21 protein-coding genes and 1 pseudogene are annotated in these 21,936 nt (G+C 76.4%); 6 read left to right on the top strand and 16 right to left on the bottom strand.

The window, feature by feature from the left end; translation table 11 throughout:
* The first annotated feature begins 239 nt into the window (after nucleotides 1–239).
* From FHS37_RS14230 to FHS37_RS14220, 3 genes are read left to right on the top strand one after another with little or no spacing between them, the layout of a single operon-like run.
* Nucleotides 240–1,145: a polysaccharide pyruvyl transferase family protein gene (locus FHS37_RS14230; RefSeq protein ID WP_184820939.1), complete on the top strand. Its 906-nt coding sequence runs from the start codon at nucleotides 240–242 to the stop codon at nucleotides 1,143–1,145.
* Between the two features lie 54 nt (nucleotides 1,146–1,199).
* On the top strand, nucleotides 1,200–1,520 hold the full coding sequence (locus FHS37_RS14225) for a DUF3040 domain-containing protein (RefSeq protein WP_184820937.1): 321 nt from the start codon (nucleotides 1,200–1,202) through the stop codon (nucleotides 1,518–1,520).
* 52 nt (nucleotides 1,521–1,572) lie between these two features.
* A complete protein-coding gene (locus FHS37_RS14220; protein ID WP_229889833.1) occupies nucleotides 1,573–1,773 on the top strand; it encodes a hypothetical protein in 201 nt (66 codons plus the stop codon).
* A gap of 100 nt (nucleotides 1,774–1,873) precedes the next feature.
* On the opposite strand, the gene FHS37_RS14215 is transcribed toward FHS37_RS14220, so the two are convergent.
* From FHS37_RS14215 to FHS37_RS14160, 12 genes are all read right to left on the bottom strand, one after another.
* Nucleotides 1,874–2,770, bottom strand: a complete 897-nt coding sequence (locus tag FHS37_RS14215) for a glycosyltransferase family 2 protein (RefSeq protein ID WP_184820934.1) — start codon at nucleotides 2,768–2,770, stop codon at nucleotides 1,874–1,876.
* Entirely contained in the window at nucleotides 2,767–3,645 is an 879-nt protein-coding gene (locus FHS37_RS14210; protein ID WP_184820932.1) for a glycosyltransferase family 2 protein, read from the bottom strand. The genes FHS37_RS14215 and FHS37_RS14210 overlap by 4 nt, the downstream gene beginning before the upstream one ends.
* Entirely contained in the window at nucleotides 3,642–4,646 is a 1,005-nt protein-coding gene (locus FHS37_RS14205; protein WP_184820930.1) for a glycosyltransferase family 9 protein, read from the bottom strand. The genes FHS37_RS14210 and FHS37_RS14205 overlap by 4 nt, the downstream gene beginning before the upstream one ends.
* 413 nt (nucleotides 4,647–5,059) lie before the next feature.
* Entirely contained in the window at nucleotides 5,060–6,421 is a 1,362-nt protein-coding gene (gene rfaE2 / locus FHS37_RS14200) for a D-glycero-beta-D-manno-heptose 1-phosphate adenylyltransferase (RefSeq protein ID WP_184820928.1), read from the bottom strand.
* Between the two features lies 1 nt (nucleotide 6,422).
* The gene (locus FHS37_RS14195) at nucleotides 6,423–7,049 is read right to left on the bottom strand and encodes a D-sedoheptulose-7-phosphate isomerase (protein ID WP_184820926.1); all 627 of its coding nucleotides are present in this window, start codon (nucleotides 7,047–7,049) and stop codon (nucleotides 6,423–6,425) included.
* Nucleotides 7,049–8,266 (bottom strand): glycosyltransferase, encoded by a 1,218-nt coding sequence (locus FHS37_RS14190; RefSeq protein WP_184820924.1) that lies wholly within the window; start codon nucleotides 8,264–8,266, stop codon nucleotides 7,049–7,051. The genes FHS37_RS14195 and FHS37_RS14190 overlap by 1 nt, the downstream gene beginning before the upstream one ends.
* Nucleotides 8,263–9,213, bottom strand: coding sequence for a glycosyltransferase (locus tag FHS37_RS14185; RefSeq protein ID WP_184820922.1), 951 nt, complete (start codon nucleotides 9,211–9,213; stop codon nucleotides 8,263–8,265). The genes FHS37_RS14190 and FHS37_RS14185 overlap by 4 nt, the downstream gene beginning before the upstream one ends.
* The gene (locus FHS37_RS14180) at nucleotides 9,210–10,208 is read right to left on the bottom strand and encodes a glycosyltransferase family 9 protein (protein ID WP_184820920.1); all 999 of its coding nucleotides are present in this window, start codon (nucleotides 10,206–10,208) and stop codon (nucleotides 9,210–9,212) included. Before FHS37_RS14180 ends, FHS37_RS14185 begins: the two co-directional genes overlap by 4 nt.
* Nucleotides 10,205–10,954, bottom strand: coding sequence for a D-glycero-alpha-D-manno-heptose-1,7-bisphosphate 7-phosphatase (locus FHS37_RS14175; protein ID WP_229889834.1), 750 nt, complete (start codon nucleotides 10,952–10,954; stop codon nucleotides 10,205–10,207). Before FHS37_RS14175 ends, FHS37_RS14180 begins: the two co-directional genes overlap by 4 nt.
* Complete coding sequence (locus FHS37_RS14170; RefSeq protein WP_184820918.1) at nucleotides 10,951–11,976, bottom strand: glycosyltransferase family 2 protein; 1,026 nt, start codon at nucleotides 11,974–11,976, stop codon at nucleotides 10,951–10,953. Before FHS37_RS14170 ends, FHS37_RS14175 begins: the two co-directional genes overlap by 4 nt.
* The gene (locus FHS37_RS14165) at nucleotides 11,973–13,610 is read right to left on the bottom strand and encodes a carbamoyltransferase family protein (protein WP_184820916.1); all 1,638 of its coding nucleotides are present in this window, start codon (nucleotides 13,608–13,610) and stop codon (nucleotides 11,973–11,975) included. Before FHS37_RS14165 ends, FHS37_RS14170 begins: the two co-directional genes overlap by 4 nt.
* A 170-nt stretch (nucleotides 13,611–13,780) precedes the next feature.
* Complete coding sequence (locus FHS37_RS14160; RefSeq protein ID WP_229889835.1) at nucleotides 13,781–14,743, bottom strand: NAD-dependent epimerase/dehydratase family protein; 963 nt, start codon at nucleotides 14,741–14,743, stop codon at nucleotides 13,781–13,783.
* A 175-nt stretch (nucleotides 14,744–14,918) separates the two neighbouring features.
* On the opposite strand from FHS37_RS14160, the gene FHS37_RS14155 reads away from it, so the two are divergent.
* Together FHS37_RS14155 and FHS37_RS14150 are read left to right on the top strand one after the other, a co-directional pair.
* On the top strand, nucleotides 14,919–15,695 hold the full coding sequence (locus FHS37_RS14155; protein WP_184820912.1) for a polysaccharide deacetylase family protein: 777 nt from the start codon (nucleotides 14,919–14,921) through the stop codon (nucleotides 15,693–15,695).
* 85 nt (nucleotides 15,696–15,780) lie between these two features.
* Complete coding sequence (locus FHS37_RS14150) at nucleotides 15,781–16,221, top strand: SRPBCC family protein (RefSeq protein WP_184820911.1); 441 nt, start codon at nucleotides 15,781–15,783, stop codon at nucleotides 16,219–16,221.
* Nucleotides 16,222–16,234: 13 nt separating this feature from the next.
* Here the strand turns inward: FHS37_RS14150 and FHS37_RS41285 are convergent, their stop codons facing one another.
* The 4 genes and pseudogenes from FHS37_RS41285 to FHS37_RS14135 all read right to left on the bottom strand — a co-directional run bounded on the left by FHS37_RS41285 (nucleotide 16,235) and on the right by FHS37_RS14135 (nucleotide 19,768).
* Nucleotides 16,235–16,435 (bottom strand): XdhC family protein, encoded by a 201-nt coding sequence (locus FHS37_RS41285; RefSeq protein ID WP_446001695.1) that lies wholly within the window; start codon nucleotides 16,433–16,435, stop codon nucleotides 16,235–16,237.
* Between the two features lie 24 nt (nucleotides 16,436–16,459).
* Nucleotides 16,460–16,721 (bottom strand): annotated as a pseudogene (locus tag FHS37_RS41280) (XdhC/CoxI family protein); the annotation flags it as partial.
* Between the two features lie 27 nt (nucleotides 16,722–16,748).
* On the bottom strand, nucleotides 16,749–18,215 hold the full coding sequence (locus FHS37_RS14140; RefSeq protein ID WP_184820909.1) for an NCS2 family permease: 1,467 nt from the start codon (nucleotides 18,213–18,215) through the stop codon (nucleotides 16,749–16,751).
* Nucleotides 18,216–18,484: 269 nt separating this feature from the next.
* Nucleotides 18,485–19,768: an FAD binding domain-containing protein gene (locus FHS37_RS14135; RefSeq protein WP_184820907.1), complete on the bottom strand. Its 1,284-nt coding sequence runs from the start codon at nucleotides 19,766–19,768 to the stop codon at nucleotides 18,485–18,487.
* Nucleotides 19,769–20,111: 343 nt separating this feature from the next.
* Here FHS37_RS14135 and FHS37_RS14130 point away from each other — a divergent pair, with 343 nt between their 5' ends.
* Entirely contained in the window at nucleotides 20,112–21,815 is a 1,704-nt protein-coding gene (locus tag FHS37_RS14130) for a PucR family transcriptional regulator (RefSeq protein WP_184820905.1), read from the top strand.
* Nucleotides 21,816–21,936: the final 121 nt, after the last annotated feature.

Raw genomic sequence — 21,936 nt, 5'->3', positions numbered from 1 at the left:
CCTGGTGCGCGAACGCGGCGACGTCGTGGCGGAACGCGAGGTGACCGAACGGACGCGGCACGAGGCACTGCGGGCACTGGCCGGGCATCCGGCGCCCCGCCCCGGGCCCTCGCCCCGGTGGCTCCTCGCCGGTTCCCCGTCGTTTCCCCGTCGGCTCCTCGCCGTCCGGCCGGCCCGGAGGGCTGATTGCCTTCCCCCGGAGCGGGGCACTCGGTGGCACTGTGCACGGAACAGAACTCATGCGACCGGAGAGAGTCCTGCTGACCGGGTGGTTCAGCTTCCGCGACGGGGAGGCGACCGCCGGGGACGTGCTGGCGCTGCACCGGGTGGAGGAGGTGCTGCGCCGGGCGCGGATCCCCTACGACGTCGTCTGGAGCCCCGGCTTCCTGCCGGACGCCCGGCACCTGGACGACGTACGGCCCCGCGACTACTCCCATCTGGTGTTCGTGTGCGGCCCGCTGCACGGGCCGCAGGTCGAGGAACTGCACCGGCGTTTCGCGCACTGCGTGCGGATCGCCGTGGGGACCTCCGTGATCGACCCCGACGGCGCGGCCGTGACCGGGTTCCACCGGGTGCTGGCGCGGGACGCCCCCGGCAGCGAGCCGTCCGAGGACCTGTCGGCCCGCGCGCCGGCGGTGCCCGCCCGGCCCGTGGTCGGGGTGATCCTCACCCACGGACAGCAGGAGTACGGGCAGCAGCGGAGGCACGGACAGGTCGCGGACCGGGTGACGCACTGGCTGGCCGGCAAGGACTGCGCCCGGCTGGAGCTGGAGACCCGGCTGGACACGCACGACTGGCACCTGAGCGCGACGCCCGCGCAGGTGCAGTCGGTGCTGGCCCGCCTCGACCTCGTCGTCACCGACCGGCTGCACGGCCTGGTGCTCGCGCTGCGGGTCGGCACGCCGGTGCTGGCCGTGGACCCGGTCGCGGGCGGGGCGAAGGTGACCGCGCAGGCCCGCGCCTGCGGCTGGCCCGCGCTGCTGACCGCCGAGCAGCTGGACGCGCGCCGGCTGGAGCGGTGGTGGGACTGGTGCCTCACCTCGGGCCGGGTGGCCGCCCGGCAGGTCCGCGACGCGTTCCGGGAGGGCCGGGTGCCGGACGGCGCGGACCGGCTGGTGGAGGCGCTGGCGTCCCGCGCCGGTTAGCGCGGGGCCCTCCCGGGCACCCGGGATCCTCCCGCTCGCCCTGGAGGAGGGACGGTGTCCACCGGTCGGCTCCCCGATCACGAACAGCACGTCCTCGACGAGATCGAACGGGCCCTGCGCCGTGACCGCCGGCTCGACCGGCGGCTGCGCACGCTGCGGTTGCGCCGGGGGCCCGACGTGCCGCGCCTGCTGCGGCGGGCGGCGTCGTACCGTCCGCGCGGCCGGACCGTGGCCGCGCTCCTCGCGGTGTCGGTCGCGCTGATGGTGGCCGGGATGGTCACCTCGGCTCCCGGCGTGATCGGGGCGTTCGCGGCGGTGTGGCCGCTGACGCTGTTCGCGGCCTTCCGGCTGCTGTGCCGGTGGTCGGGCGGCTGAGCGTTTGTCCTCCGGGGGCGGCGGGGACCCGGCCCGGCAGGAGGTGATCGTCGTGCCCGAACCCGGAAGCAAGAAGTACGACACCCGACGGGCCAGGTACCGCAAGGACGCCGAACGGTCCGGTGTCTCCGACCAGGACGCCAACGCGGCCGCGAACGACGAGCTGCAGGAGGGCGAGGGGTGGCGCGGCCGCGGCCCGCGCACCGAGCGGGGACGCGGCCCCAAGGGCGAGCGCCCGGAGAGCACCGGCTGAGCCCGTGCCACGACCGGGCCGCGGCCGTGCTGTGCCGCGCACGCGGTGACGGGGCCCGCCCGCCGATGCCGGCGGGCGGGCCCCGTCACCGCGTGGTGGGTCAGCCCGTGTAACGGCGGGCCGTGGAGGTGCGCTGGGCCGGTTCCAGCAGGCGCAGCCGGGACTCGACCTCGTGGGGCAGGACGCGGCGTTCGCGCAGGACCCAGGGCAGGGCGGCCGCCGCCTCGGCGAAGGCCCGCAGGGAGGTGGTGTCGCGCGGGACCGTGCGGGCGAGGTCCAGGGTGCGGCGCAGCGCGGGTCCGGCCGGACGGCGCAGCCAGGTGAACCACAGGGTGTTGCGGATGCCGTGCATCCGGCGCAGCGTGGAGTCCCGCGCCGGAGAGGCCTGGTGGTGGATCGTCAGGTGATCGGCGTAGACCAGCCACCAGCCGTCGGACGCCAGGTCGGCGGCGAGCAGTTCCTCCTCGCCGCCGAGCCACAGCCTCGGGTGGAAGCCGCCCGCGGTCCGGAAGGCGTCGGTGCGCAGGACGGTGGCGGCGGCCAGGAACGAGCCGAGGGCCGGTCCGGGCAGCCAGGGCGGACCGGGCACGGGCGAGTCGCGCAGTTCGCGGACGATCGGGTCGTCGGTGCCGTCCGGCTCGACGATGATCCGTGCCGTGACCGAGCCGAGCGCCGGGTGCCGGTCGAGCAGGTCGGCGGCGCCGGTCAGGGAGCCGGGCGACCACCAGGAATCGTCGTCGCAGAAGGCGACGTAGGGCGTGCGGACCTCGCGCACCGCGAGGTTGCGGCCGACGGCGCCGAGGTTGCGGCCGGGGCGCAGCAACCGCACCCGGGGGTGGTGGCGGGCGACGGCCCGGGCGGTGCCGTCCGTGGAGCCGTTGTCGGTGACGATCACCGGTGGCTTCTCCGGGAGTCCGGCGAGGCGGTCGAGGGTGCGCAGGAGTTCGCCGCACCGGTTGTGGGTGATGACGACGACGGTCGTGCGGGGGTCCGTCACGCGCTCCTCCCCTCCAGGATCCGGGCGGCCCGCTCCACGTGCGGGGGCAGGGGCCTGCGCTCGCGCAGGGCGGCCGGCAGCCGGGCGAGGGCCCCGCGCAGCGCGCTCCGGGCGTGGTCGTCGCCGCGGGCCTCGGCCGCGAGGGCTCCGGTGCGGGCGAGGGCGTACGGGACGGGACGGCGCAGCCAGGCGGTGAGGAGCTCGTTGCGGCGCTGGAGCGCGGGGCGGCCGGTGCGGGACACGGGAGCCGGGTGGTGGTGGGCGACGACCTCGGGGCAGTGGGTGACGCCCCAGCCGCGGGCGGCCAGGTCGTAGGCGAGCAGGGTCTCCTCACCGCCGAAGAACAGCAGCCGGTGGAAGCCGCCCGCGTCGAGGAGGGCGTGGCGGCGGACGACGGCGCCGCAGGCGAGGAAGCCGAGCACCTGGGTGCCGGGGAGGTCGGTGGCCGGGCCGAGCGGGGAGTCGGCGAGGACGTCGTTGAGCGGGTCGGGGTCGGCGGCCGGGCCGACGAGGGTGCGGGCGGCGATCAGACCGAGCCGCGGGTGGGCGTCGAACAGTTCGACCGCCCGGGCGAGGGAGCCGGGCGCCCACCAGGAGTCGTCGTCGCTGAACGCCACGTAGGGGGTGTCGAGGACGCGGACGCCGTGGTTGCGGGCGAGGGCGCCGTGGTTGGCCGGGAGGGCCAGCACGCGGACCTCGGGGAAGTCGCGGGCGAGCATGGTGCGGGTGTCGTCGGTGGAGGCGTTGTCGACGACGAGGATCTCCGGCCGTTCGGGCAGGGCGTGCAGGTGGCGCAGGGTGACGGCCAGTCGGTCGGCGCGGTCGCGGGTGGCGATGACGATGCCGAGGCGGCCGTTCGTGGACGGGGTGGTCATGGCGCGTTCTCCCCTCCCGGGCGTCGGGGGGCGGGCGGTCGGTCGGATCGGTCGAGTCGGTCGAGGGCGTTCAGGACGTCCTCGGGGGTGATGCGCGACAGCGCCGGGTCGGGTCGGCGGCCGTGGGGGTCGCCTTCCGGGCCGTACCACAGGGCGACGTGGCGCGGGTGCGCGGGCGGGCCCCAGCGGCGGGGCGGGACCGGGCCGAAGAGGGTCACGGTGGGGGCGGCGTGGGCGACGGCGAGGTGGGCGACGCCGGTGTCGCCGCTGACGACGGCACGGGCGCCGGCGACCAGGGCGGAGAGCCGGTCGAAGGGGAGGCCGCCGCCGAAGACGTCGGTGTCGGGCAGGCGGGCCTGCTTGGCGAGCCGCGCCACCAGGTCCGACTCGTCCGCTCCCCCGGTGACCACGACCCGCAGCCCGCGTGCGCGCAGCGCGGTCGCGACGGCCGCGTACCGCTCGACGGGCCAGCAGCGGGCGGGGGCGCCCGCGCCGGGGTGCAGGACGACGGCGCCGGGGGCGGGGGACGCGGTGCGCGGCGGGGGCAGCAGCAGGTCGGCGGGGTCGGCGTCGATGCCGTACCAGCGGAGCAGCCGGCACCAGCGGTCGCGCTCGTGCTCCTCCGCGTACCAGGCCGGGCCCTCGAGCTCAGGGGTCTCCGGGTGCGCGAACGCGAGCAGCCGCAGGGGGGCGAGGTCGCTCAGCAGGCGGTGGCTGGGCGGGCCGTTGCCATGCAGGTCGACGGCGACGTCCGGGGGCGGTCCGGTCCAGTCGAGCGAGCGGGGGACCGCGCGCCCGGGTGCGGAGGCGGGCAGTACGCGGTCCACGGCCCCCGTGGCCCCGGCGACCGGAGCGAGCCCGGCGGGCGCGGCGAGCACGAGTTCGTGCCCCGGGAACGCCCGTCGCAGCGCACGCAGTGCGGGGACGCCGGCGAGCAGGTCACCGAGGCCGAGGGCGCGCAGGACCAGGAGGCGGGGGGACGGGGCGGCGGACTCCGCCACCGGGGCGGCGTGCGTCCGCGGTGAAACGGCTGCGCCGTGCCGCCCGGACGGTGCGGCGCCGTACCCGCCCGGCGCCGGCTCCCGCCCCGGCACGGGACCGCCGCCCGACAGCCCGCCCCCCGGCACCGGACCACCGACCGGACTCCGGCCCGGCACCACGGGAGCCACCGGCCCACGGCCCGACGCGAAGCCTCCACCCGGCACGGGACCACCGCCCGGCACGGGACCGCCGTCCGGCGCGGGGCCGCCGTCCGGCGCGGGGCCGCCGTCCGGCGCGGGGCCGTCGGACGGCGCGGCCGCCTCGTCCCGCGTGGTCGGTGTCGGCCCGGGGGGCCGGTGGGGGGCGGCCTCCTGCCGTCGGAAGGGCTTCGGCTCGTCGGCCGTGGGATTCCCGCCGCGGGCGCGCGGTGCGGTCATCGCGTCCCCTCCGCCGCGCGTTCCAGCATCCTCGTCGACGAGCGGCCGTCCAGGTACGGCAGGAGGACCGCCTGGCCGCCCCACTCCTCCAGCAGCGCCGCCTCGGGGAGGTCGGCGGCGGCGTAGTCGCCGCCCTTGACCCACACGTCGGGGCGCAGGTCGGCCAGGAGGCGTTCGGGGGTGTCCTCGTCGAAGACGGCCACGGCGTCGACGCAGGCCAGGGCGCGCAGCACGCGGACCCGGTCGGCGAGCGGGTTGACCGGGCGGCCCGCGCCCTTGCGGCGGCGCACCGAGGCGTCGGAGTTGACGCAGACGACCAGGCAGTCGCCGAGCCCCCGGGCGGCCTGGAGCAGGCCGACGTGCCCGGCGTGCAGGAGGTCGAAGCAGCCGCCCGCCGCGACGACGGTGCCGTGGGCGGTGCGGATCCGGTCCGCGAGGGCGAACGGGTCGTCGCCGTCCGCCGGCGGGGGCACGGCGTCCGGCCGGGGCAGGGCGCCCGCGCCGCCCGCGCCGACGAAGTCGGTCGCGGCGGCGACGGCGGCCTCGACGGCCTCGCCCACCAGCGCGCCGTCGGCGAGCAGCCCGGCCGCCGTCGCGGCGAACCGGTCGCCGGCGCCGCAGCTGTCGCCGTGGTGCACGGCGGAGGCGGGGACGAGCAGGGGATGCTCGCCGTACGAGAGGAGGGCGCCGCGCGCGCCGAGGGTGACCGCGACGGCGGCGGCCTTCCAGTGCCGTACCAGCGCGGCGGCGCTGCGGGCGGCGGCGGCGAGGTCCCGGCGCGGGGTCGCGCCGTCCGGTGCGAGGGCGAGCGCCTCCTTCTCGGCCGGGGTGACCAGCCGGGTGCCGGGCACCGGCGGGCCGCCGCGCGGGTGGGGGTCCCAGAGCAGCGGCGGGCGGGCGGCCAGGACGTCCCGGAGGACGTCGGCGGTGCCCCGGCCGTAGTCGGAGACGAGGACGGCGGGCGCGGCGCGGACGACCTCGCGGGCCCGGTCGGTGGCCTCGCAGGCGCGGCCGCTGCCGCGGTCCAGACGGGCCACCGGCCGGTCCGCGGCCAGGACGCGGCTCTTCTCCGGGAGCGGCCCGGTCAGCGGCAGCGGGACCAGGGTGACCCAGGGCGTCAGGAGCCGCCGCAGTTCCCGGCTCGCGGAGTCGTCGCCCACGCCGGCGACGAGGGTGACCTCGCGGCCGTCGCGTGCGGCGAGGTACGCGGTGAGCGCGGCGCCGCCGGGGCGGGTCCGTTCCCCGTAGTCGTCGACCACCGGGACGGGCGCGTCGGGCGCGAGCCGATCGGCGCGGCCGGTCAGGTCGCGGTCCAGCAGGGCGTCGCCGACCACGACGAGGGGTGCCTTGCCGTTCATGTCACCTCCCGCCGTTCCGGCCGCCCGTGGGTCCCGGGTCCGTGCCGCGCCACCCCCCGTTCTCCAGCGCCGCGTCGAACGCCGCGCACACCATGTGCACCGCGACCAGGTGGAGTTCCTGGACGGTGGCCGCCGTGGGCGCCTCCACGCACAGCGACTCGTCGCTGCCCGCCATCAGCGGGTTGGGGGCGGGCCCGGTCAGGGCCCACACCCGCAGGCCGGCCGCGCGCGCCGCGTCGGCGGCGGACAGCAGGTTGGCGCTGGCGCCGGACGTGGACAGCAGCATCAGCACGTCGCCGGGGCGGCCGTGGGCGCGGACCTGGCGGGCGAACACCGCGTCGACGCCGTAGTCGTTGGCGATGGCGGTGGTGCTGGAGGTGTCGGCGTGCAGGGCGATCGCGGAGAACGCGGGCCGGTCGTCGCGGTAGCGGCCGACGAGTTCCGCGGTCAGGTGCTGCGCCTGGGCCGCGCTGCCGCCGTTGCCCGCGGCCAGCAGCCGGCCCCCGGAGCCGAGCACCTCGGCGAGCCGCTCGCCCCACCGTGCGGTGATGGGGGCGGAGGCGCGGAACGCCCCCAGGGCGTCCTCGAGTTCGTCGCAGTGACCGGTGACGGGAGGGTGCACGGTCATCAGGCCACCTCCTTCGGGATCGCGCGTGCGGCCAGGACCTGGCGGTGGACGTCCTCGACGCCGTCGGCGACGCGGCTCCAGGTGTAGCGGGCCAGGACGCGTTCGCGCCCGGCGGCGCCGTAGCGGCGGCGCAGTCCGTCCGCGGCGAGGAGTTCGCGTACGGCGGCGGCGACCGCCAGGGGGTCCTCGGGCGGGACCAGCCGCCCGGTGGCGCGGTCGGCGACGCTGTCGCGGTGGCCGCCGACGTCGGTGGCGACGACCGGCACGGCGCACGCCATCGCCTCCAGCGGCACGATGCCGAACGGCTCGTAGACGGGGGTGCACAGCACCAGGTCGGCGCTGCCGATGAGGGCCGGCATGTCGGCCGGGGCGACCGCGCCGAGCAGCCGTACCCGGTCGGCCACCCCGATGCGGTGCGCCAGGTGCCACAGCCGCCGGGCCTCGGGGTCGCGGCCCAGCCGGCCGGCGGCGGGGCCCCCGGCGACGACGAGTTCCGTGTCCGGGACCGCCCTCAGCGCGCGGATGGCCCGGTCGTAGCCCTTGCGGCGGACCAGCCGGCCGCAGGCGAGCAGCCGGTGCCGCTCGCGGCGCGGCGGTACGGCCGCGCCCTCGGCGCCGGGGTGGAAGTGGCCGGCGTCGACGCCGCAGGGCACCACCGACACCCGCTCCAGGTCCACGCCCATCGCGGCCAGTTCGCGCACCTCGTCGCTGCAGGTGGCGAGGACGCGTGCGCAGTCGCGTCCGATCTGCCGCTCGACGGCGATGCGTTCGGGCGGGCTGGTGTCCCGCCATCCCTGGTGGCGGCGCTTGACGGTGCCGAGGGCGTGGAACGTCTGCACCACCGGGACGCCGTGCGGGCGGGCTCCGGTCAGGGCGGCCAGGCCCGACATCCAGAAGTGGGCGTGCACGACGTCCGGCCTCTCCCGCCGCCAGGCCCGGTCGAGGTACGCGCCGAACGCGGGCATGTGGGGCAGCAGTTCGTCCTTGGGGACGGCCTCGGGCGGGCCGGCGGGCACGTGTTCGACGACCGCGCCGCCGGGCAGCTCCACCCGGTCGGGCAGGTCGGCCGCGTCACGGCGGGTGTACACCGTGACGCGGTGGCCGCGCCGGGCCAGCTCCTCGCTGAGCCGCGCCACGTACACGTTCTGGCCTCCGGCGTCGACGCCGCCGAGCGCGGCGAGCGGACTCGCGTGCTCGGACACCATGGCGATCCTCATCGGGTCACCTCCTTGAGCAGCCGCTCCCAGTCGTCCAGGAAGCGGGACAGCCCGTAGCGGGACAGCGCCGCCGCCCGTGCGCCCTCGCCGGCCAGGCGGGCGCGCAGCGGGTCGGCGACGAAGTCGCGTACGGCTTCGGTCAGTACGTCGATCCGGTTGGAGACCACCCCGGCGCCGGGCGGTACGGCCTCGGTGACCTCGGTGGTGGCGAGCGCGACCACGGGCATGCCCAGGTGCATCGCCTCCAGCAGGGACAGGCCGAGCGAGGTCCAGCGCACGGGGTGGACGTAGACGCGCCGGCGGGCCATCGCCGTGTGCAGGTCGGCCTGCGTCAGTTCGTGCGCGCGGCAGCGGTCGGGCGGGAGGCCGAGGTGGTCGGCCAGGCCTTCGGTCCGCATGCCGAAGACGTCGAGGGGCGCCGCCTCGGCGAAGAGCGGCAGCAGGTCGGTGCCGGTGGTGCGGCCGCGCCGCACCGGCTCGTTGACGACGACGGCGGCGTGCGGCAGTTCGCCGGTCCACAGCGGGCCGGGGTCGACGATGCCGTGTTCGACGACGGTGGCCGGGGCGGAACCGGAGTCCCACATCAGACGGTTGAAGTGGGTGACGTGGACGAGGGTGACGCCGGGGATGTCCGCGGCCGGGTGACGGGTGTCGGGCACGTCCCCGTGCGGGGCGTTGTGCTCCAGGTAGACCAGGGGCGGGCGGCGGCCCAGCCACCGGTCGACGAGGACGAGTTCGTGCGGCCGTTGCAGGACGACGACGTCGATGTCCGTCTCGCGCAGGCGCTCCGGGGGCACCTCGACGACCGAGTCGGGCCAGTCGAAGGTGCGGGCGCGGCCCAGTCCGTCGGGTCCGCGGTCCGGGGTGACGGGGACGACGTAGGTGTGCGGGCCCTGCACGAAGGCCGTGGTCCACGACCCGTGCACGTGCCAGAGCAGGATCCTCATGCCACCTCCACGAGCTTGTCGACGGCGGCGACGACGTCGAGCGCGGTCACGTCGTCCAGGCACGGGTGGCCGGGCACGGGGCACTGCCGGGCCCGGGTGCCGGCGCACGGCGCCCGCTGGTCGCCGAGCAGCACGTACGGCACGCCGTACGGCCGCCACCGTTCGGCCGGGACGACCGGTGCGAAGAGGGACACCACCGGGGTGCCGACGGCGGCGGCGAGGTGCGCGGGCCCGGTGTTGCCGGTGACGGCGCAGGCGGCCCCGGCGAGCACTCCGGCGAGTTCGGCGGCGTCGGTGCGGCCGCCGAGGTCGAGGCCCCGGTCGCCGGCGACGTACGCGGTGAGGTCCCGCTCCCTCGCGCCGCCGGTGACCACGACCCGGCGTCCGGCGGCGGCGAGTTCGCGCACCGCCTGAGCGCACCGCTCGGGGCTCCAGGCGCGGGCGGGCACGCTGGCGCCCGGGTGGACGACGACGTACCCGGCCGGGCCGGTCAGTTCGTCGACCGGGGGCGGCGGGAGCACCCGCAGCCGTCCGTCGTCGACCCGGGGGAAACCGGCGGCCTCGGCCAGGTCGAGCGCGGCCTCGGCCTCGTGGGCGTGCGGGGCGCGGTGGTGGCGTACGTCGAGGAGGGAGCCGGGGTAGTCCTCGCTGTCGGCGGCGATGCGGCGGACCCCGGCCAGGCGCAGCAGCAGGGCGGCGGGCAGCGGGGACTGGTGGAAGGAGGTGAGGACCAGCGCGGTGTCGGCGTCCGTGGCGGCGACGGCGGCGACGAGTGCGTCGATCTCCTCGCGGCGGACCTCGGGCGGCTGGAACCCGGCCCAGGGGGCGTCCCAGACCAGGACCTCGTCCACGCCGGGCAGCAGCCGGGCGGCGGGCGCTCCGTGCGGTCCGCACAGCAGCGTGACGGTGTCGGCCCGGGCGGCGACGGCGCGCACGGCGGGCCCGGCGAGCAGGACGTCGCCGAAGTTGTCGAGGCGGGTGACGAGTGCCTTCACGCGCGCCTCCCCGGTACGGGGCCCTCCACGCCGGACGCGGGATCCGCCGCGGGACGCCCCACGTCGGACGTGGGAACGCCCGCGCCCCCGCCCCACGGCGGCACGTCCTCCGGCGTGCCCGGACGGGACGCGGAGACGCCCGCGCGTCCGTCCCGCGGCGGCGCCTCCCCCGCGCGGTCCGCGGGGGGCGGCGGGGCGCCCGGGTCCCGGTCGTCCGGCAGTCCGTCCAGCACCGCTCGCACGGCGGTCGCGAGGTCCGGTGCCACGTGGGCGGCGGCGGCCGTCTCCTCGGGGCGGGTCTGCGGAGTGGGGACGAGGATGCCGTGGGCGCCGGCCCGGCGCGCGGCCTCGAGGTCGGCGCCGATGTCGCCGATGACGACGCAGTCGGCCGGATCCGTGCAGATCCGCCCGGCCGCCCACAGGATCATGCCCGGCCGGGGTTTGCGGCAGTGGCAGCCGTCGTCGGGCCCGTGCGGGCAGACCGCCCACACGTCGAAGGGGCCGAGGAGCTCGTCGACGCGGTGGTTGACGCGGCGGACGTCGGCGTCGGTGAGCAGTCCGCGGGCGACGCCGGACTGGTTGGTGACGACGCCGGTGCGGACGCCGCGGGCGCGCAGCGCGTCGAGCGCCTCGCGGGCGCCCTCGACGGGGCGCACCCGCTCGGGGTCGGCGTTGTAGGGGACGTCGTGGACCAGGGTGCCGTCACGGTCGAACAGCACCGCCCTCACCTGGTGCGTCGGATTCATCGGACCGCCTCCTGCCAGGCGGGGGCGTGCCGGTGGCGCCAGGCCCCGGCCAGCCGGTGCCAGGTCGCGGCGGGCGGGATGAGCACGCTGGTGGCCAGCATGTTCGTCACCTCGTCGCGGGTGCGCGGCCCGGGGACGATGCGGGCGCGGGCGAACTCGGCGGTCCCGGCGGCCCAGCCGAGGGCGCAGGCGGCGGCCGCCCGGCGGTGTCCGGTGGCGGCGAGGGCGCAGGCGGCCGCACCGGCGGCGGTGATCGCGGCGTGGCGGCGGATCCGGCCGCGCGGCGCGACCGCCTTGTCCCACCAGTCGGGTCCGTGCAGATGCCGCATCAGGGCGTCGTCGGCGTTGCCGCGCTGCTGCCGCACCGACGCCCAGCGGGAGGCGGGGCGCACGGGGTGCAGGGTGGTGCGCCGGCCCTGGCGGATGCGCCAGCCGGCGTCGAGGAGGCGCAGCGCGAGGTCGGCGTCCTCGCGGAAGGCGCGCGGGAAGCGCTCGTCGAAGCCGCCGACCTGCCCGAGGGCCTCGGTGCGGTAGGCCATGTCGGCGGTGATCCAGTGGGCCCGGGCGAGTCCGGCGGTGCCGCGTTCCCAGTCCGTGGGGCGGCGCCCGCCGGGCAGGGGCACGGTGATGACGCCCTGGACGCCGGCGGTGTCGGGGGACGCCTCCTTGAGGTCCTCGACGAGCTGGGCGCACCAGTGCGGGCCGACCTGGACGTCGTCGTCCAGGAAGACCACCCAGGGCGTGGTGACGGTGCGCAGCCCGGCGTTGCGGGCGGCGGCGGGGCCGCGGCCCCCGCCGGTGAGGACGGTGGTGCGCTCGCGCAGGTCGCCGAGGACGCGCAACGCGTGGTCCAGCGGTTCGTCCACGGGGCCGGGTCCGGAGCCGGGACCGGGCCCGGACCGCCGGTCGTCGACGAGGACGATCGCGTCGGGGCGCGGCCCGTGCGCGGCGGCCAGCGCGCCGAGGCAGTCGGCGAGGGTGTCCCGCACCAGGGTGGGGACCACGACGGCGTACGACGTCATCCGAACACCCTCCTCCTGCGCACCGCGTACGGGCCGATCGCCAGCAGGTCCACCGGGGCGGAGCCGAAGCACTCCAGGGCGTCGCGCGGGTCGTCGACCATGGGCCGGCCGGCGGTGTTGAGGCTGGTGTTGACGACCACGGGCAGTCCGGTGCGCCGTTCGAAGCCGCGCAGCATCCGCGCGACCAGGGGCTCTCGGCGCTCGTCGACGGTCTGGATGCGGGCGGTGCCGTCGACGTGGACGACGGCCGGGATCCGCTCGCGCCACTCGGGGGCGACGTCGTGGACGAAGAGCATGTACGGGCTGGGGATCGGGCCGCGGGAGAACAGCTCGGCGGCGCGGTCGGCGAGGACCATGGGGGCGACGGGCCGGAACTCCTCGCGGCCCTTGACGTGGTTGAGCCGTTCCAGGTTCCCGGCGCGGCCCGGGTGGGCGAGCAGGGAGCGGTGCCCGAGGGCGCGCGGCCCGTACTCGCTGCGGCCCTGGAACCAGGCGACGACGCCGTCCCGGGCCAGCTCCTCGGCGACGGTCTCGGCGATGTCGTCGGGCTTCTCGTGGGGGATCGCGGCCCGCTCGAGCCAGGCGCGCAGTTCGTCGTCGCTCCAGCCGCGGCCGAGGTCGGCGCCGGGCACGGGCTCCGGGGTGCTCTCCTGCGCGGCCAGGTGGAGGGCGCCGCCGAGCGCGGTGCCGGCGTCGCCGGCGGCCGGCTGCACCCACACGTGCCGGTACGGGCCGCGCGCGGCGATCACCGAGTTGGCGACGCAGTTCAGGGCGACGCCGCCGGCCATGGTGAGGGCGTCGCCGCCGGCCTCGCGGTGCAGCCAGTGCACGAGCTCCAGCAGCACCTCCTCCAGGACGGCCTGGGCGCTCGCGGCGAGGTCGGCGTGGTCCCGGGTCCAGGGCTCGTCCTCGGCGCGGGACGGGGCGAGGGCGGCCCAGTCGACGCCGTGGGCGCGGAAGCCGCCGTGGCCGGTCGGACGGATGTCCTCCCGCAGGCGGGCCAGGTGGTGCGGGGTCCCGTAGGAGGCGAGGGCCATCACCTTGTACTCGTCGCTGCTGCGCAGGAAGCCCAGGTGGGCGGTGAGCTCCTCGTAGACCAGGCCGAGGGAGTCGGGCAGCGCCTGGGCGGCGAGGATGTCGAGCTTGCCGTCGCGGTAGCGGCCGGCCAGGTGGGAGGCGGCCTCGCCGCGGCCGTCCAGGACGAGGACGGCGCTGTCGGGGTGCGGGGAGGCCGGTCCGGCGGAGGCCGCGTGGGCGACGTGGTGGGGGACGAAGACGACCCGGGCGGGGTCGAGGCCGGGCAGGGCCTCGGCGAGGAACTCGGGGGCGCGGCGCGCGTACTCCAGGCGCAGCGGGTCCCAGGGGTCGTCCAGGCCCATGTCGCGGGCGGGCCGGGCCAGCGCCGGGTCGAAGGAGTAGGTGACGGCGTCCAGGTCGGCGGGGCCGAGGCCCGCCTGCTCCAGACACCAGCGCGCGGACTGCTCGGGCAGCTCCCAGGCGGAGAACGGCAGGGGCCGTTTGCCGTGCTTGCGCCGGCTGAAGCGCTCCTCCTCGGCCGCGGCCACGGTCCGGCCGTCGACGACCAGGGCGGCGGCGGGATCGTGGAACAGGGCGTTGATACCAAGGATGCGCATGAGGCGTGTACTCCGTCCCTGCGGTACGGGTGGTGCTCTCGGGACGCGAGTGCCGCACCGCAGTTGTCTCAAACACTTGGAGACAACTCGCATCAATATGTCCTTTTTTGCACAGTTATGAGAACTCTGCCACCTCGGAACAACGGCACATATCGGACCGGGCGGCGCACTCAGACGGCGGTCGACCGCGAGAACCAGCCAACGGTGCGCTCCAGGCCCTCGCTCCAGCCGGTCCGGGGCCGCCAGCCCAGGCGTTCGCGGGCCAGCCGGGTGCCGGGGCGGCGCCGGGCGGGGTCGTCCACGGGACGGTCCACGAACCGGATCCGGGAGGCGGAGCCGGTGAGCTCGACGATGCGGCGGGCCGGCTCCAGCACGGTGACCTCCTCGCCGCCGCCGATGTTCACCGGCCCGGTCTCGCGGGAGCCGGCCAGGGCGAGGACGCCGGCGACGGTGTCGTCCACGTGGCACAGGGAGCGGGTCCGGCTGCCGTCGCCGGCGACCGTGAGCGGCACGCCGTCCAGGGCCTGCGCGACGAAGGTGGGCACGGCGCGGCCGTCGCCGGTGCGCATGCGGGGGCCGTGGGTGCTGAAGATGCGCACGATGGCGGTGTCGGTGCCGTGCACCCGGCGGTGGGCGGCGACCAGCGCCTCGGCGAAGCGCTTGGACTCGTCGTAGGCGCTGCGCGGACCGATCGGATTGACGTCGCCCCAGTACGTCTCGCGCTGTGGGTGCTCCAGCGGGTCCCCGCACACCTCGGAGGTGGAGGCGAGGACGAAACGCGCGCCGTCGGCGCGGGCCCGCTCCAGGGCGTTGCGGGTACCGGCGCCGCCGGCCTCGAGGGTCTCCAGGGGCAGTCGCAGGCAGTCGACGGGCGAGGCGGGGCAGGCGAAGTGCAGCACCAGGTCGAACCGGCCGGGCAGGGCGGTGAGGGCTGCGGGGTCGGTGGCGTCGGCGCGAACGAAACGGAAGCCGCGATACCGTTCCGGCTCGGCGACGTCGGCCCGGGATCCGGTGGACAGGCCGTCCGGGCACACGACTTCGGCGCCGCCCTCGGCCAGCCGCGCGCGCAGGCGGGATCCGACGAATCCCGCCCCGCCGGTCACCAGGACCCTGCGCCAGGGGTGTTCGCTCACGGGGTTCCTCCTCGGCCCCGCGTTCACGCCGTACGCGCAGACGTCGCACGCATCGACGCCGCACACGTCGGCGCGGGTGACCCGGTGACGACTCTCACATGCCCCCCGCCCCCCGTCCGAGGGCACGCGAAACGGACTATACATTGCATGTATAGACGCTATGTATAGTCCCGGCATGCCTTCTCTGACCAGGAAGATGAAAAGACCGGGGACCGCGTTCCGGGCCCTGGCGAGCGTGCTGGCGGCCACGGCCGCGACGCTGGCGCTGAGCGGCTGCACGCAGGTGGAGACGACCGCCCCCAGCGCCGTCCGGTCCGCGGACGTCCAGGCCCGGTTCGGCACCGTCGACTGCCGCGAGGTCAAGTGCATCGCGCTCACCTTCGACGCGGGGCCGAGCGAGCACTCCGCGCGGCTGCTGGACATCCTGAAGGAGAAACAGGTCCCGGCGACGTTCTTCCTGCTGGGCAGGCGGCACATCGACACGTACCCCGAGCTCGTCGAGCGCATGGCCGACGAGGGTCACGAGGTGGCGAACCACACCTGGACCCACCGGATCCTGACGGACCTGGAGCCCGAGGAGATACGCGAGGAACTGGAGCGCCCCAACGAGGAGATAGAACGCCTCACCGGCCGCCGCCCCACCCTGATGCGCCCGCCGCAGGGCCGCACCGACGGCACCGTGAACGGGATCTCCCGCGAACTGGGCCTCGCGGAGGTCCTGTGGAGCGTGACGGCGAAGGACTACAGGACGACCGACTCCGGCCTCATCACCCGCCGCGTCCTCGCCCAGTCCTCCCGCGACGGCATCATCCTGCTCCACGACATCTACGACGGGACGGTCCCCGCCGTGCCCGGCATCATCGACGCGCTGAAGAAGCGGGGGTACGTCTTCGTGACGGTCCCTCAGCTCCTCGCGCCGGGCAGGGCGGAGCCGGGGAAGGTGTACCGGTGAGCGCGGCGGGACCGGGGACCGGCCCGACCGGGTGACACGCCGCCGGGTCGGCCGACGAGCGGACGGGATTCCTTAGGATCCCCTCGTGGCCACCTTCCATGTCCAGCGCACGGCACCCCTCTCCCCCGACGAGGCATGGCGCCGGCTCACCCGGTGGCCCCGGCACGGGGATGCGGTCCCCCTCACCCGGATCACCGTGGCCACTCCCCCGCCGACCGGCGAGGGCACGACGGTCGTCGCCCGCACGGGCCTCGGCCCGCTCTCCTTCGCCGACCCGATGGAGGTGACGGTGTGGCGGCCCCCGCTGGACGGCTCCCCCGGCCTGTGCCGCCTGGAGAAACGCGGCCGCGTCGTCACGGGGTGGGCCGAGATCGAGGTGCGGCCGGGGCCGGGCGGCCGGGCGCGCGTGCTGTGGCGGGAGGAGATCCGCGTCCGTGCCGTGCCCGCCCTGTTCGACGGCCTGGTGGGCCGGGCGGGCCGCCTCGTCTTCGGACGGGCGCTGAACCGGCTCCTGAGGCAGCCCTGAGTCCACCGCGCGCTCAGGCCGCCGGGCCGGCCCGGTCCGCGACGGTCTCCGCCGCGACGGACAGGGCCGCCCCCTCCGGCGTGCGGGCGCCCGGGGCGCGGCCGAGGGGCGGCCCGAGGCGGGCCGGCTCCGGGCCGGTCACGCCGACTTCGCGCAGGCGCGCGTCGCGGTCCGGGCGGGCGCGGCGGGCCCCCGACGCGCCGACGTGCGCCACCGGGAGGCACGGGGCGAGCTCCAGCAGCGCGGCGGCGAGCACGGTGCGGGCGGGGTCCGTCGCCCGCACCGGGGCGACCAGGACGTCGATGACGCCGCCGCAGGTCGGACCGGCGGCGAAGGCGTCCCCGCCGCTGTGGCCGAAGCGCTCCAGGACGGTTTCGCCGTCCCGCGGCGCCTGCTCGCACGAGTCCGTACCCCGCGCCCTCCACGCAGCCGCCGGAGACCGGGCCGACCACCGTGCCGGGTGACGTCCGGCACCTCCCGGTCTCCTCGACGACGGTTGCGTGGAGGGTACGTGCGGCGGCACCGGGTCAGTGCACGCCCAGCCAGCTCTCGATCGGGGCGAGGGCGAAGTGGACGAGGAAGATCAGCGTCAGGCCCCACATGAAGGCGCCGATCTCCCGGGCCTTGCCCTGGCCGGTCCTGATGGCGACGTAGGCGATGACCCCGGCGGCGACGCCCGCGGTGATGGAGTACGTGAACGGCATGATGACGACGGTCAGGAAGACCGGGATCGCGGTGGCGCGGTCGGCCCAGTCCACGTGCCGGGCGTTCGTCATCATCATGGCGCCGATCACCACCAGGGCCGCCGCGGCGACCTCGCCCGGCACGATCGCCGTCAGCGGGGTGAAGAACAGGCAGGCGGCGAAGAAGAGTCCGGTGACGACGGAGGACAGCCCCGTCCGCGCACCCTCGCCCACGCCCGTCGCCGACTCGACGAACACCGTCTGGCCGGAGGCCCCGGAGACGCCGCCGATCGCGCCGCCGGCGCCGTCGATGAACAGCGCCTTGGACAGGCCCGGCATCCGGCCCTTGTCGTCGGCGAGCTTCGCCTCCGTGCCGACGCCGATGATGGTCGCCATCGCGTCGAAGAAGCCGGCCAGCACCAGGGTGAAGACGATCATGCCGACCGTCATGGCGCCGACCTCGCCCCAGCCGCCGAACTCGACCTCGCCGAAGACCGAGAAGTCGGGCACGGAGACCGCGCTGCCGTGCAGCTCGGGAGCGCCGCTCGCCCACTGCTCGGGGTCGATGACCCCGAACGCGTTGAGCGCGACGGCCAGTACGGTGCCGCCGATGATGCCGATCAGGATCGCGCCGGGCACGCCCCGCGCCTGGAGCATGAAGATCGCCAGGAGGGTCACGGCGAACAGCAGCACCGGCCAGCCGGCCAGTTCGCCCCCCGGTCCGAGGATCACCGGGCCGCCGCCGGGCGCCGCGTTCTCGTGCACGAAGCCGGCCTTCACCAGGCCGATCAGGGCGACGAACAGGCCGATCCCCATGGTGATCGCGTGCTTCAGCGCGAGCGGGATCGCGTTCATGATCATCTCGCGCAGGCCGGTGACGACCAGCAGCATGATGACCACGCCGTACATCACGCACATGCCCATGGCCTGCGGCCAGGTCATCACGGGCGCGACCTGCGAGGCGAGCACCCCGGACACGGACAGGCCGGCGGCGAGGGCGAGCGGCACCTTGCCGACGAAGCCCATCAGCAGCGTGGTGAGGGCGGCGGCGAACGCCGTCGCGGTGATCAGGGCGGTGCGGCCGAGGGTGTTCCCGGCCGCGTCCTCGCCGGACAGGATCAGGGGGTTGAGCAGGAGGATGTACGCCATCGCCATGAAGGTGGTGACGCCGCCGCGCACTTCACGCGCGACCGTGGATCCCCTGCGGGATATGTGGAAGTACCGGTCGAGCCAGGACCGTCCGGCCGGGACGCGGGTTCCCGCGCCCGCGTCCTCGGCGGTGGCCGCCGGCTCCACTGACTGCTGGGTCATGGTGCCATCTCCCAAGGTTCATAGGGGCACCCGGTCGCTGCGCCGGCGCTGTGCCGGCGCGAGCCGGGGTTTGGGAGGTGCCAGACCCGGGGGACGGCCCGGTACTGCACCTGTGTGTGGGGACCGGCGCCCGGGTGACCGTGCGGTTGCACGGTCACCCGGCGTCGGGGTGCCGCTGCGCCCACCCGTGCCGCCCCGGGGGGAGGCACGACCGACCGCGACGGCAGGCGGTGCCGGCGCGGGCCCGCCCGTCGCGGCGGGCCCGTGCCTCACACCGTGCCCGTGAGGTGTTCCGGGCGGACCGGTGTCCTGTTCAGCTCCAGGCCCGTCGTGTCGCGGATCGCCGCGAGGACGGCCGGGGTCGATGACAGGGTGGGCGCCTCGCCGACGCCGCGCAGCCCGTACGGCGCGTGGTCGTCGGCGAGTTCGAGCACGTCGACGGGGACGTACGTCTGCCGGGACGCCGAGGTCGAACCCGCCGAGCCCACCTGCGTGTCGGCGGGGTGGATCGTCACCCGGGCGACGCCGAGCCCGGTGCGGGCGATCTGGGCGTGGACGGTGACGCCGCCCTGGCCGACCTCCGCCATCGCGGTGTGCACGGTGGCGACCGGCTCCCCGCCGACCGCCTCCACGCGGACGCGGGCGGTGGAGTAGTCGTCGAAGCCCTCGGAGAAGCCGACGTTCCTGATGCCGACGGCGTAGCCGACGCCGCGGACGACGCCCTCGCCGTGCGTGGTGTTGGACAGGCCGCCGGGCAGCAGGCGCACGTCGGCGCCCTCGCTGGACTCCCACTGGCGCTCCGGCGGCATGGGCATCGCCTTGACGCGGCGCAGCAGTTCGGCGACCGGCGCCGGGGAGTCGACCGGCTGCCCGGTGGGCGTGACCGTGCCCTGCTCCATGGCGTTGAGCTGCCTCAGCTCCACCGGGTCCATGCCGAGCCTCGCCGCCGGCTTGTCCATCTGCGCCTCGTAGGCGAAGCACGCCTGGACCGCGCCGAAGCCGCGCATCGCGCCGCAGGGCGGGTTGTTGGTGCAGAGGGCGATCGCCTCGATCTCGACGTCGTCCACGGCGTACGGTCCGACGCCCAGCGAGGAGGCGTTGCCGACCACGGCCGGGGAGGCGGAGGCGTACGCGCCGCCGTCGAGGACGATGCGCGCCTTGACGTGGGTCAGCCGGCCGTCCGCGGCGAGCAGCGCCGGGTGGGCGTCGCCGGCCGGGGAGGCGGTGCCGAGATTGCCGCCGACGCCGCCGCGGTTGCGGATCTGCGGGGAGGCGACCGTGCGGGAGGCGAGGGCGAGACCCGGCAGCTCGGCGCGCAGGTGCTCCATGATCCCGGAGTACGGGACGGAGGCGCCGAGCCGCACGCTCTCCCCGCCGACCTCCCAGTGGTGGAGGTCACCGATGCGGTTCAGGTCCATGAGGTACTCGGGCCGGTGGTGGTCGAAGTTGATCTCGACCATCACGTCGGTGCCGCCCGCGATCGGCACGGCGGTGGGGTGCTCGGCCTTCGCGGCGAGCGCCTCCTCCCAGCTGGCGGGGCGAAGGAAGTCCATGGCCGACTCTCTTCTGCGTCTCGTGGAGCGTGCGGATCGAGCCAATCCGTGTGCTGCGGGCCCGGCTCGTTCATGTGCGGTTCACTCGGAGTGGGCTCAGTACACCGCCGGGTGTTCCACCGGGGTCAGTCACCGAAACCATGAAGGAGTTGGCTGGCCAACGCGGACATCTTGTAGATTCGTATGAATGGAGGCCACCGGGAACCTCCCCGCCTTCCTCCGGCAACGGGGGACACGGCCCAGGAGCCGGCCGACACCGCTGACCGGCCACCCACGGGTCCTCACCGGAAGGTTCCCCACGCTCCATCGTAGGTATCGAGACGAAAGAACGGCGGCGACGAGAATGCGGCTGCGCGCACTGCTGGACACCGACGCGCTGGGCCTGAAGCTGCTCGGCGGCGAGGACGAGCTGGACCGTACGGTGCGCGGGGTGATGACCACCGACCTGAGGGACCCGAGCCGCTACCTCTCGGGCGGGGAGCTGGTGCTCACGGGCCTGGCCTGGCGCCGGGACGCCGCGGACTCGGAGCCGTTCGTGCGGATCCTGGCGCAGGCCCAGGTGGCCGCCGTCGCGGCCGGTACGGCGGAACTGGGCGAGGTCCCGGACGACCTGGTCGCGGCCTGTGCGCGGCACCGGCTGCCGCTGTTCGCGGTGCACGAGTCGGTGGCCTTCGCGACCGTCACCGAGCACGTCGTGCGGCAGGTGTCCGGCGAGCGCGCCGGGGACCTCGCGGCCGTGGTGGACCGGCACCGTCGGATGATGACCTCGGGCCCGGCGGGCGGCGGCCCGGACGTGGTGCTCGACCTGCTGGGCTCGGACCTGGACCTGCGGGCCTGGGTGCTGTCGCCCGCGGGCCGGCTGATCGCCGGGCCGAAGGGGGCGGGGGGACCGGCGCTGCCCGCCGACGTGTGCGCGCGGCTCGCGGCGGAGCACCTGGCGGCCACCCGCACCGGACGGCGCGGACCGCACCGGGTGACGGTGGGACAGACGACGTACAGCCTCTTCCCGGTGCGCGCCGGCGGGCGCGCCCCGCAGGGCCCGCCGCCCGGGTCGTCCCCCCGGGGCGCGCGGGACGTGCGCGAGACGGTGCTGTCGGACTGGCTGCTGGCCGTCGAGGCGGACGCCGCGGACTGGGCCGAGGAGCGGCTGGACCTGCTGCACGGGGTCACCCAGCTGATCGCGGTCGAGCGGGACCGCCGGGAAGCGGCGCGCACGGTCCGGCGCCGGCTCGCGCAGGAGGTGCTGGAGCTGGTGCAGACGGGCGCCGCGCCCGCCGAGATCGCGGCACGGCTGCGGGTGGCGGCCCCGGTGCTGCTGCCCGGGCTCGGGACCGCGCCGCACTGGCAGGTGGTCGTGGCCCGCGTCGACTGGGACGGCGGCGAGGTGGCCGGCGGTCCGGTGGCCCAGGCGCTGCTGGAGGAGATCCTGGTGGACCCGGCGTCGACCGGCCCCGAGCACTCGGACCGCATCGCGGTCGCCCACACCGGGGAGGAGGCGATCGCGCTCGTCCCGCTGCCCTCGGTGACGGGCGAGCACGACGGCTCCGGGACGGGGATCCTCGCCGACGCGCTCCTGGAGTCCGTGCGGGACCCGCTCACGGCGGGGCTGGAGGACGACGGCCGGGTCACGCTCGGGGTCAGCGCGGCCGTGCACTCGGCGGAGGGCCTGCGCGGGGCCCTGGAGGAGGCACGGCACGCGCGGCGCGTGGCCGCGGCCCGGCAGGGCCGGGTCTGCGCGGCCGGCCACCAGGAGCTGGCCTCGCACGTCCTGCTGCTCCCCTTCGTCCCCGACGACGTGCGCCGCGCCTTCACCGCCCGCCTCCTGGACCCCCTGCGCGACTACGACCGGCGCCACCGTGCCGAACTGATCCCCACCCTGGAGGCGTTCCTCGACTGCGACGGCTCCTGGACCCGGTGCGCCTCCCGGCTGCACCTGCACGTCAACACGCTGCGGTACCGGGTGGGCCGCATCGAGCAGCTGACGGGCCGTGACCTGTCCCGCCTGGAGGACAAGCTGGACTTCTTCCTGGCCCTGCGGATGAGCTGAGGCGCCCGGCGCGCACGGCGCGCCGCGCGGCGCGGGACGCCCGGTGGACGGCGCGTCGTGACGGCGGGCGCCGTGGAGTGGTGCGCGGGCGCCGTCGGCCGGTCCGGCGTTCGCGCCCGCC

Origin of the sequence: Streptomyces griseomycini (genome assembly GCF_014203535.1) — a bacterium.
Lineage (GTDB): Bacteria > Actinomycetota > Actinomycetes > Streptomycetales > Streptomycetaceae > Streptomyces > Streptomyces griseomycini.
This window is presented reverse-complemented; position numbering and strand designations above follow the sequence as displayed.